The organism is Streptomyces sp., assembly GCF_036524955.1.
Classification (GTDB): Bacteria; Actinomycetota; Actinomycetes; order Streptomycetales; family Streptomycetaceae; genus Actinacidiphila.
Genome location: NZ_DATDBG010000259.1, coordinates 1 through 10,410 on the forward strand (window position 1 = coordinate 1; position 10,410 = coordinate 10,410).

10 protein-coding genes and 1 rRNA gene are annotated in these 10,410 nt (G+C 71.7%); 8 read left to right on the forward strand and 3 right to left on the reverse strand.

The genetic code is table 11. The features are described from left to right. The 8 genes from rrf to VIW71_RS20430 all read left to right on the forward strand — a co-directional run. Nucleotides 1-105 (forward strand): 5S ribosomal RNA (gene rrf, locus VIW71_RS20395); the annotation flags it as partial. 83 nt (nt 106-188) lie between these two features. Further along, nucleotides 189-836, forward strand: coding sequence for an HAD family hydrolase (locus VIW71_RS20400; protein WP_331623852.1), 648 nt, complete (start codon nt 189-191; stop codon nt 834-836). 129 nt (nt 837-965) lie between these two features. Beyond that, the gene (locus VIW71_RS20405) at nt 966-2,138 is read left to right on the forward strand and encodes an acetoin utilization protein AcuC (RefSeq protein WP_331623853.1); all 1,173 of its coding nucleotides are present in this window, start codon (nt 966-968) and stop codon (nt 2,136-2,138) included. A 139-nt stretch (nt 2,139-2,277) separates the two neighbouring features. After that, nucleotides 2,278-3,087, forward strand: coding sequence for a phosphatase (locus VIW71_RS20410; RefSeq protein ID WP_331623854.1), 810 nt, complete (start codon nt 2,278-2,280; stop codon nt 3,085-3,087). Between the two features lie 127 nt (nt 3,088-3,214). Then, nucleotides 3,215-3,427, forward strand: a complete 213-nt coding sequence (locus VIW71_RS20415; protein WP_331623856.1) for a helix-turn-helix domain-containing protein — start codon at nt 3,215-3,217, stop codon at nt 3,425-3,427. A 149-nt stretch (nt 3,428-3,576) separates the two neighbouring features. Beyond that, the gene (locus VIW71_RS20420) at nt 3,577-3,675 is read left to right on the forward strand and encodes a 30S ribosomal protein bS22 (RefSeq protein ID WP_003948845.1); all 99 of its coding nucleotides are present in this window, start codon (nt 3,577-3,579) and stop codon (nt 3,673-3,675) included. A gap of 158 nt (nt 3,676-3,833) precedes the next feature. Then, on the forward strand, nt 3,834-4,976 hold the full coding sequence (locus VIW71_RS20425; RefSeq protein ID WP_331623857.1) for an NAD-dependent epimerase/dehydratase family protein: 1,143 nt from the start codon (nt 3,834-3,836) through the stop codon (nt 4,974-4,976). Nucleotides 4,977-5,014: 38 nt separating this feature from the next. Beyond that, the gene (locus tag VIW71_RS20430) at nt 5,015-6,313 is read left to right on the forward strand and encodes a lysophospholipid acyltransferase family protein (protein WP_331623859.1); all 1,299 of its coding nucleotides are present in this window, start codon (nt 5,015-5,017) and stop codon (nt 6,311-6,313) included. Between the two features lie 198 nt (nt 6,314-6,511). On the opposite strand, the gene VIW71_RS20435 is transcribed toward VIW71_RS20430, so the two are convergent. The 3 genes from VIW71_RS20435 to VIW71_RS20445 form a co-directional block, all read right to left on the reverse strand. After that, complete coding sequence (locus VIW71_RS20435) at nt 6,512-7,828, reverse strand: DUF5667 domain-containing protein (protein WP_331623860.1); 1,317 nt, start codon at nt 7,826-7,828, stop codon at nt 6,512-6,514. A 222-nt stretch (nt 7,829-8,050) separates the two neighbouring features. After that, nucleotides 8,051-8,896 (reverse strand): ECF subfamily RNA polymerase sigma factor, BldN family, encoded by an 846-nt coding sequence (locus VIW71_RS20440; RefSeq protein ID WP_331623861.1) that lies wholly within the window; start codon nt 8,894-8,896, stop codon nt 8,051-8,053. Between the two features lie 388 nt (nt 8,897-9,284). Beyond that, a complete protein-coding gene (locus VIW71_RS20445) occupies nt 9,285-10,277 on the reverse strand; it encodes an HAD family hydrolase (RefSeq protein ID WP_331623862.1) in 993 nt (330 codons plus the stop codon). Between the last annotated feature and the right edge of the window lie 133 nt (nt 10,278-10,410).

Below are 10,410 nucleotides of genomic sequence, written 5' to 3' on the forward strand. Positions count from 1 at the left end.
AGCGTTAGGGAAACGCCCGGTTACATTCCGAACCCGGAAGCTAAGCCTTTCAGCGCCGATGGTACTGCAGGGGGGACCCTGTGGGAGAGTAGGACACCGCCGAACAAATAGTGGGCCCCGGCTCCCGTGTATTCCACGGGACCCGGGGCCATTTTGCGTTTCGCCGCACCTGTGTACCGTGTGGTCCCGTGCCGTATGAACTGGTTATTTTCGACAACGACGGTGTTCTCGTCGACAGCGAACCGATCGCCAACCGCATCCTGGCCGGCTACCTGACGGAGATCGGTCACCCGACCACGTACGAGGACTCGATCCGCGATTTCCTGGGCGCGGCCCTGCACCGGGTTCACGACCTGGTCCGGGAGCGGACCGGGAAGCGATTGCCGGAGGGGTTCGACCAGGAGTACCACGCGCGGCTGTTCGCGGCGTACGACCAGGAGCTGCGGGCGGTGGACGGCGTGGGCGTCGTACTGGAGAAGCTGGCGGTGGACGGGGTTCCGTTCTGCCTGGCGTCGTCCGGGGCGCACGAACGGATTCGGCGGGCGCTCAGGACGACGGGACTGTACGACAGGTTCACCGAGGGGCGGATCTTCTCGGCGCAGGACGTGGGCCGGGGAAAGCCGGCGCCCGACCTCTTCCTGCACGCGGCCCGGACGATGGGGGTGGCGCCGGAGCGGTGCGCGGTGGTCGAGGACAGTCCGCTCGGGGTGCAGGCGGCGCGGGCCGCGGGGATGGACGTCTTCGGGTTCACGGCGATGACCCCCGCCGAGCGCCTGGCGGCGGCGACCGGGCGGTTCCGCAGCATGGCCGACCTCCCCGGCCTGCTTTCGCGCTGAACCCGCGGCGAGCGCGGGAACGTGCCGGGGAGAGGACTGGCACCACTCGAGCGGTGATCGTCCTGGTAGCGGCGACACTGCCGTACGCCGGAGCTTTTGCGGCGAGGTCCGCCGGGTACGGTGTCGGCCATGAGCGGGCGCGCGCAGCTGATGTGGGACGAGCAGGTCACGCAGTACGACTTCGGCCCCGGGCATCCGATGAACCCGGTGCGGCTGACGCTCACCCGTGATCTCGTACGGGCCTTCGGTCTGGACGGCGCGCTGAAGGTGGTGGCGGCGCCGGCCGCCGGGGAGTCGACGCTCGCGCTGGTGCACCGGCCGGACTACGTGGCCGCGGTACGGGCCGCGTCCGCCGATCCGCGGGCCGCGGATCTGTCGTACGGGATCGGAAACGAGGACAACCCGGCGTTCCCCGCCATGCACGAGGCGTCGGCGCTGATCGCGGGGCAGTCCGTGGGCGCCGCGGAGGCGGTGTGGCGCGGGGAGGTCACGCACGCGGTGAACTTCGCCGGCGGTCTCCATCACGCGATGCCGGGGGCCGCGGCCGGGTTCTGCGTCTACAACGACGCGGCGCTCGCGGTGGCCCGGCTGCTGGAGCTCGGCGCGGACCGGGTGGCATACGTGGACGTGGACGTGCACCACGGGGACGGGGTGCAGGCGGCCTTCTGGGACGACCCGCGGGTGCTGACGATCTCCCTGCACGAGAACCCGATGACGCTCTTTCCCCAGACGGGGTGGCCGGAGGAGACCGGCGGGGTCGCGGCGGAGGGCTGCGCCGCCAATGTGGCGCTGCCGGCCGGGACGGGGGACGCCGGGTGGCTGCGGGCGTTCCACGCGGTGGTGCCGGAGCTGGTGGCGGCGTTCAGGCCGCAGGTGGTGGTGAGCCAGCACGGGGCCGACACGCATTTCGAGGACCCGCTGGCGCACCTGGCGGTGTCGCTGGACGCGCAGCGCGTGGTGGCCGAGGCGTGTCACGCGCTCGCCCACGAGCACGCGCAGGGGCGGTGGGTCGCGCTGGGCGGCGGGGGGTACGCGGTGACGGACGTGGTGCCGCGGACCTGGACGCATCTGGTGGCGATCGCGGCGGGCGTACCGATCGCTCCGCAGACGCACGTTCCCGCGGAGTGGCGGGAGGGGGTCTTCGCGCGTACCCGGGCGACGGCGCCGCTGCGGATGACCGATGGGCGCGTTCCGGAGTGGGCGAGCTTCGAGGACTCCGGGTACGACCCGGCGAGCCGTTTGGACCAGGCGATCCTGGCGACCCGGCGGGCTGTTTTCCCCCTCCACGGCCTCCTGCCGTAGGCGCGGCTCCTTCCGCCGGATCCCCTCGGGCATCGTCCAGGGGTCGTCGCAACCGCACACCCCCGCGGGGCGTCACCCTCCAGGGGCGATTTCGAAGCATTCGCGCCCGGTGGAGGAGGGGGGTCGGGAGGATCAGGGGGTGCTGAGTGTTGGTGCCCTGCGGGCGCATTTGGTGGCGGCGAGGCTGGCGGGGCGAGTGGCCACACCCCGGGAGAAGAGTCTGCTGAGCTATCGGGGTTTCGCGGCCCGGGACCCGCGGCAGACGCTGGGGCTGGATCCGGAGGGGGAGTGGGGGACCGGTGAGCTGCTGCGGCTGATGGCCGAGCGCTGCGGGGTCTCTCCGGATCCCGGGCACACCGACGGCGAGGACGTGATCGACCCGGACTGCACGGTCGCCGCGCTGGACGCGTTCGCCGAGCGCCTGGGGCGCGCCGCGCACGACCGGGTTCCGGTGCTGCTCGGCACCGGCCACCCGCATCGCCTGCTCGGCTTCTATGCATCCTTGGCCGCGGCTCTGTCGGCGGCGGGCTGCGTGATCCTCACCCCGGCGTACGGCAGATGCGTCGACATGCCGACGCAGTTCGGCGTACGCCGGCACAGCCTCTGGTACGTGGGGGGCGTGGCGGTGGTCCGGCCGGTGGACGGGGACGGAGGCGGGCCGGGGGCGCACACGCACTCCCCGCTGCCGGTCAGAGCCGCCCTGGCCGCCGCCGTCGAGCAGGGCGGAGTACTGCCCGGACTGGTGGTCGGGGACCACGGATTCATCTGCGGTGCAGGTCAGCTGGGTTTTGAAGCGATCGGCCTGGCGGACTCCGACGATCCGGCGGTGTTCGTCGCGGAGGCCGAGGGGCGGGTTTCGGTCGCCGTACCACTGGATGACACTGTCCGGTCCGATTACTACCGGCCGCTTACCCGGTACGTACTCCATCGGGCGTGGCTCTCACAGTAATCAACCATGGGCAACTCCTCTTCCCCACTTGCATCACGCGCCCCTAATCTGGTGGGGAGCGCACATGCCTGTTGGAGTCGCCGGAGGGGAAGCCGGTGGCGTCATGTGCGGAAGGTTCAGGTGTGTCATGGTTACAACCGAAAGCCGGCCTCTCAACGAGGTCGTATTCCTCACCGTCGCTGAAGTGGCGGCGGTGATGCGAGTGTCCAAGATGACGGTGTACCGCCTGGTGCACAGCGGTCATCTGCCGGCCATCCGCGTCGGGCGGTCCTTCCGGGTTCCGGAGCAGGCTGTTCACGACTACCTCCGCGAGTCCTATGTGGGGGTGGAATCTGCCTGAGAAGGCCCGCTGCAAAGCCCGGTAACGGGCTGGTGACCGACAGCGTGGGCCCTGGTTACACTCGCCCTCTCCGGACGGGTAGGCTTGGCCGACGTAGGTCGTGTGGGCTCGGACGCCCCGCACCGAGTGAAACCGAAGCGAGGGTAGTCGTGGGCTCTGTCATCAAGAAGCGGCGTAAGCGTATGGCCAAGAAGAAGCACCGCAAGCTTCTGAAGCGGACGCGAGTGCAGCGCCGTAACAAGAAGTAAGCGAACTTCCGCCGCTCTTGCCCTTGCCCCCCTCCACCGCCTCCGGGCGTGGGAGGGGGGCAGCGGTATGTCAGGGGCGGGTCGCGGCGGGCGGGGCGTCGTCACACCGCGAGGCAGTGGCGGTACGGTGGCAACATCCCCCTAGGAAGGCGCTGATCGTGGGCAAGGTGGTTATGGTCACCGGGGTCGCGCGGCAGCTCGGCGGCCGTTTCGTCCGGCGCGTGCAGCGGGAGCCCGGGATCGACCGGGTGGTCGCGGTCGACGTGGTGGCGCCGGAGCACGACCTGGGGGACGCCGAATTCATCCGGGCCGACATCCGGCAGCCGATGATCGGCAAGATCCTCGCCCAGCGGTCCGTGGACACCGTGGTGCACCTCGACGTCAGCGGCACCCCGCTGGGCTCCGGCGGCCGGACCCAGGCCAAGGAGACCAACGTCATCGGCACCATGCAGTTGCTCGGCGCCTGCCAGAAGGCCCCGACCGTACAGCGGCTGGTGGTCAAGTCCACGACCAGCGTCTACGGGGCCGCGCCGCGCGATCCGGCGGTCTTCACCGAGACGACGCCGGTGAAGTCGCTGCCGAGCGGCGGGTTCGCCAAGGACGCGGTCGAGGTCGAGGGGTACGTACGGGGCTTCGCGCGGCGGCGGCCGGATGTCGCGGTCGCGGTGCTGCGGTTCGCCAACATCCTCGGGCCGCACGCGGACACGCCGCTGGCGGAGTACTTCACGCTGCCGGTGCTGCCGACGGTGCTCGGGTACGACCCCCGGCTCCAGTTCGTGCACGAGGACGACGTGATGGACGTGCTGGTGGTCGCCTCGCTGGAGGCGCGGCGCGGCACGCTGAACAGCGGCACGTTCAATGTCGCCGGCGACGGGGTGCTGCTGCTCTCGCAGACCGCGCGGCGGCTGGGCAAGCCGACCGTGCCCTTCCTCCTGCCGGCCGTCACCTGGGTCGGGCAGGTGCTGCGTACGGCGGGCATCACCGACTTCTCCCGGGAACAGATCCGGCTGCTGACGCATGGCAGGGTGGTGGATACCCGTCAGATGCGTGAGACGCTCGGTTTCGTGCCGACGTACACCACCGCCGAGACGTTCCACGACTTCGCGCGCAGCCGCGGGCCCGGGTTGCTGCCGCCGGAGCGGTTGGCGCGTGCCGTCGACCGCTTGGCGGCGGCGCTGCCCGCCCAGGCCGCGCGGGAGGCCCACGGCACGCACGGCGGGCGCGACGCCGGCCGGGTTTCCCACGACGTGTCCGGGCCCGGACCGCGCCGCGTGCCCGACGACGTCTCCGATCACGTATGACCGCCCGACAGCAGGCCTCAGCGGAAGGAGCAGGAGCCATGGCGGACGCCAAGGTCATTCCGTTCGACGAGGACTCGCGGACGCGGCGGGGCGGGGGGCGCTCCCGGCCGCGGTCCCGGAAGGCCGCCGCGCCGGCCGGGAACGCGGCGGTCAAGGCTTCCGGGAACGCGACCGGAGGTGCGGGCCAGGCGGAGGACGCGACGGCGGAGCAAGGGCCGCTGACGGCCGTGCCCGAAGTGGCGGAGATCCCGGCGCAGGCGGTGCCCGAAGGGCTGGCGGCGGAGGGCCGGGGTGCGGAGGCGCGGGTGTCCGAGGCGGCGGTGTCCGAGGGGCCGGAGGCGGCGGAGGCACCGGGGGCCGGGGTGCCGGAGTCGCCCGCGGCGGCGGAGGGCCCCGGACCTGACCCGGGCCCGGAAGAGCCCGGGGAAGAGCCCGCGGAGCCCGAGGCCCTGTCCCTCACCGATGCCCTTTCCGGGCTCGCCGACAAGCTGCTCGGCGGGGGCTGGGAGCGGAAGGCCGCCTCCGGGCTGGCCTTTCTGCGGCGCCGGATCACCGGGGAGTACGAGGTCGACGAGTTCGGGTACGACGAGGATCTGACCGAGCAGGTCCTGATGCCGCTCTTCCGGCCGCTGTTCGAGAAGTACTTCCGGGTCGAGGTGAAGGGCGTCGAGAACATCCCCGCGGAAGGCGGCGCCCTGGTGGTGTGCAACCACTCCGGGACGCTGCCGTGGGACGGGGTGATGGCCCAGATCGCGGTACGCGACCACCACCCGGCCGACCGCCACCTGCGGCTGCTGGCGGCGGACCTGGTCTTCGCGCTGCCCGGCGTCAACGAACTGGCCCGCAAGGGCGGGCACACCCTGGCCTGCACGGAGGACGCGCAGCTGCTGCTGGAGCGGGGCGAGGTGGTCGGGGTGATGCCGGAGGGCTTCAAGGGCCTCGGTAAACCGTTCGCCGAGCGGTACAAGCTCCAGCGGTTCGGGCGGGGTGGCTTCGTGGCGACCGCGCTCAAGACGGGGAAGCCGATTGTGCCGTGCTCCATCGTGGGCGCCGAGGAGATCTATCCGATGCTCGGCAACTCCCGCACGATGGCCCGTCTCCTCGGCCTCCCCTACTTCCCGCTGACCCCCACGTTCCCCTGGCTCGGCCCGCTCGGCACGATTCCCCTCCCCACCAAGTGGACGATCCAGTTCGGCACCCCCATCCCCACCGACGGCTATCCCCCGGAGTCGGCGGAGGACCCCATGCTCGTCTTCAACCTCACCGACCAGGTGCGGGAGACGATCCAGCACACGCTGTACGAACTGTTGGTGCAGCGGCGGTCGGTGTTCTTCTGAGCTGAGGTGGGCCGTCCCGGGTTGCGGGGTCGTGTCGCTGGACGGAGTCCGGCGCGGCTGGGCGAAGCCTGGGAGGCCCTCTGGGGCCGAGCAGTGCGAGGGCGGCGTGGGGAGGATTCAGCCGGTCCAGCACACGCTGTACGAACTGTTGGTGCAGCGGCGGTCGGTGTTTTTCTGACGCAGGGGGAGCCGTAGCGGTTACGGCTCCCCGTCAGGCTCCGTGAAGCCCAGGTCGGGCAGGAGGCCGGGCAGGAGCGGGGGAAGGATGACCGAGTGGCTGGGCGAGGTGGTGGGGTTGGTCGGGGACGTGCCGGAGGTCGTCGGAGAGCCGGCGGTGGGCGGGCTGAGGAGGTCGCCGGAACCGCCGATGAGGCCGCCGGTGGTGCCGGAGGGGGAGGGGCTGGCGGTGCCGCTGGGCGGGCTCGCCTGACCGCGGGGGGCGGTCGGGGCGGACGGGCTGGCCGTACCGGTGCCGTGGGACTGGCTTCCGCTGTCGCCGGAGCCGGTACGGTCGCTGCCGTGCGTGGCGGGGCTGCCGCTGTCCTTCGGCGCGGGCAGCAGCGACTCCAGCGGCGCGATCTCGTTGCTTATGGCGTCGAAGACCGAGCTCACCTGGTCGGAGACGTCGGTGAGCTGGCTGGGCAGCTTGCCGCGCAGGTCGCTCCAGCTCTGCCGGTGTGCCTGCGCGAAGGAGTTGAGCAGTGCCATCGAGTGGAGGGAGCCGTCCTCCTGGTACGCCTGGCTGAGCAGCCGGTGGCCCTCGGACGCCTCCTGGTGCATGCCGGAGAGCGCCTTGCGGACCTCGCCGACCGACTCGTCGTCGAGCGTGCCGCCGCGCCCGCGGTCCATCAGGCGTCGGGCCTCCTGCATGCGGGTGGACGCCAGGTCGAGATAGACCTTGCCGCGGGAGGCGTCGCTGCCGGCCAGGTCCAGCCGGAGGTCTTCCATGCTGCGCTTGAGGCCGTAGAGGGTGTCGCCGGGCAGCGCGTCCGTACTCGCCGCGGCGACTCCGCCGAAGGCGCCGGCCGCGACGCCGACGGTGAGGCCGCCCACCGCGAGCCGCCGGGACAGCCTGGAGCGCGGGCCGAACGTGCGCAGGCCGGCGGCGCGGTTGCCGCCGCGGCCCTCGGCGCGCTGCTCGGGGACGCGGCCCCCGGCCTCGAAACTGCCGTCGGCGAGGGCCTGCTCCATCGCGGCGATCAACTGGGCCCGCTGCATGGTCTTCTTCTCCGCGTCCAGCACCGGGCGCGGCCGGTTGCTGAGGGACGCGGCCAGCGCGAGCATCGCGGCCTGTTCGGGATCGGCGTGCCGGGGTGCGGCATGGGCGCCGTGCTCGTGGCGCCCGCCGTGCTCGCCGGTGGTGTCACCGGGGACGGGGGCGTTCCCAAGGGGTCGGCTCTCCGGAACCTGGCCGTCGGCCGACTGCCCCTCGGCGGCCTGGCTCTCGGCGGCCTGGCGCTCAAGGGCCTGGGCGAAGGCGTTCGCCCGGCGGTGTGCCGTTGCCTGTCCGAACACGGGCGGCACCTCCTCTCGTCATCCCACACACTCGACTCCCCGCACCGCCCGGAGGTTGTGCTCCGGACCGCCGTCCACCTGATGGAGTGACAGGCGGTGCTCGACGTACGGCACAGAAGTGTCTGCACGTGATGCAACGAGTGCCGGGCCGGATGGGTTACGCGGAGCGGACGACCGGGCCGCGGCCGGGCGTGCGCCGGCGCGGACCGGTACGACGCGGCCTCACCGCGCGTCGTCCGGCAGGAGGCGGGCCAGGGTGCGGACCGCACGGTACTGGAGGGTCTTGATGGCGCCCTCGTTCTTGCCCATCACCCGGGCGGTCTCGGCCACCGAGAGACCCTGGAGGAAGCGCAGGGTGACGCACTCCTGCTGCTGCGGGTTGAGTTTGTGGACGGCGGCGAGCAGAGCCTCGTTGGAGAGCGACTCCAGCACCGAGTCCTCGGGGCTGCGCTCGACCTCGTTGGCGTCGAGCATCTCGCCGGTGGTCACCTCCAGGCGGAACCGGCTGGACTTGAAGTGGTCGGCGACGAGGTTGCGGGCGATGGTGACCAGCCAGGCGCCGAAGTCGCGGCCCTGCCAGGTGAAGGTGCCGATCCGGCGCAGGGCGCGCAGGAACGTCTCACTGGTGAGGTCCTCGGCGGTCGCCTTGGAACCCACCCGGTAGTAGATGTACCGGTAGACGGTGTCGGAGTAGTGGTCGTAGAGCCGGCCGAAGGCCTCGGTCTCGCCTTCCTGTGCGCGTTCGACCAGGTCCATCATCCGGCCGCTGTCGGTGTCGGAGGCGGGCCGGCGGGCGGGCGTGCCCTGGGCGGCGGAGTGCGCCGTGCTCTGCGCCGCGGGCTGGGCGCTGTGGGCGCCGCCCTGGGCGGCGTGGTGGGGGCTGTTGCGGGTACGTCTGCCTGCGGTGGTGCTGATCTCGGCCAGCGCGTACGCCGGGCCTGGGACGATGGGACCGGACGTGGCGAGGGCGGGCATGGCGTACGCGGGGACCGTGCGCATCAGGCGGTCAAGCACCAGTGCGCGCAACGCAGCCAGGCCGGAGGTGTCAACCCCGTCGTGTGGGTACACGGGACTCCCAGAGGCAGAACTTCCATCACGTGCAGTACGGGACCATTCACCCGTCGTGGCGACGCGTGGGTACCGGAATGCGTCTGAGGAGAATAACGCTTCGTACAGGCGACGCTACACCGAGTTGCCCAAATCGCCGTTTCCGCCACTTCAGATGCGGAATGATGATCGAGCAATTATCGAACGTGTGGCCTTAGTTGACCATTTCTGCTCGTGAAAGGTCAGGGGGAGTGCGTGTTGTGCTGATGTGAGCCTGTGTGCAACTGCCGGTGCCGGACCTGTGTCCGACCGCCGTGCCGGACCTGTGTCCGACCGCCGTGCCGGGCCGGCGTCCGACCGCCCGTGCCGGGCCGGCGTCCGACCGCCCGTGCCCGGCCGGGGGACGCGACTACTGCGCGCGGCGGCGGATGGCCACCGCGGCGGCGGCGCCCCCGGCCACCGCGCCCATCCCGGCGGCGGCCGGGATGCCGATCTTGGCGGCCTTGCGGCCGGTGCGGTAGTCGCGCAGGCGCCACCCCTGGGCCCGGGCATGCTTGCGCAGGCGGCTGTCGGGGTTGACGGCGTACGGGTGGCCGACCAGGGAGAGCATGGGCACGTCGTTGTGGCTGTCGCTGTACGCGGCACACCGTGACAGGTCCAGATCCTCGGCTGCCGCCAGCGCCCGTACCGCCTCGGCCTTCGCGGGACCGTGCAGCGGTTCGCCGACCAGCCGACCGGTGTAGACGCCACCGACGGACTCCGCGACGGTGCCCAGTGCGCCGGTCAGGCCGAGCCGCCGGGCGATGATGGTCGCGGTCTCCACCGGCGCCGCGGTCACCAGCCAGACCCGCTGACCGGCGTCGAGGTGGGCCTGGGCGAGAGCGCGGGTGCCCGGCCAGATCTTGCCGGCCATGTACTCGTCGTAGATCTCCTCGCCGATGGACATCAGTTCCTCGACACGGTGGCCCTTGACGATGGACAGCGCGCTGTCGCGGGCGTCCTGCATGTGCTCGGGGTCCTCGTGGCCCGCCATCCGGAAGTACATCTGCTGCCAGGCGAACCGCAGCAGGTCCCGTTTGTCGAAGAACTTCCGTTTGTACAGGCCGCGTCCGAAGTGGAAGAGCGCGGCGCCCTGCATCACGGTGTTGTCGAGGTCGAAGAACGCGGCGGCCCGCGGGTCGCCTTCGACCGGGAAGGCGGGCTCCGCCGGTTGCGACGGCTTCTTTGACGCGGCGTCAGCTGTGCCTTCGGGTGCGGGCCCGGGTACGTGCTCGTGTACGTCCTCGGGCCGGGGCTTCGTCGCCAGCGCAGCCTCCGCGGCGGCAGCGGCGGCCTGGCCGGCCAGCACGCTCCGCTCGGTGGCGGACTGCCTACGGGGGGTGAGCCATCTGAGAGCGGCCATGTCGCGAGCATAACGACCCCGCGGGGCAAGGCTGATGCGCGCGAAGTGCGGGCGGGTGAACTCCGGGTGACACGTAGGCCAAGCGGGGCCCGGCGTGTCCCCGGCGACCTACCGGAACCCAGGGTCCGGTAGG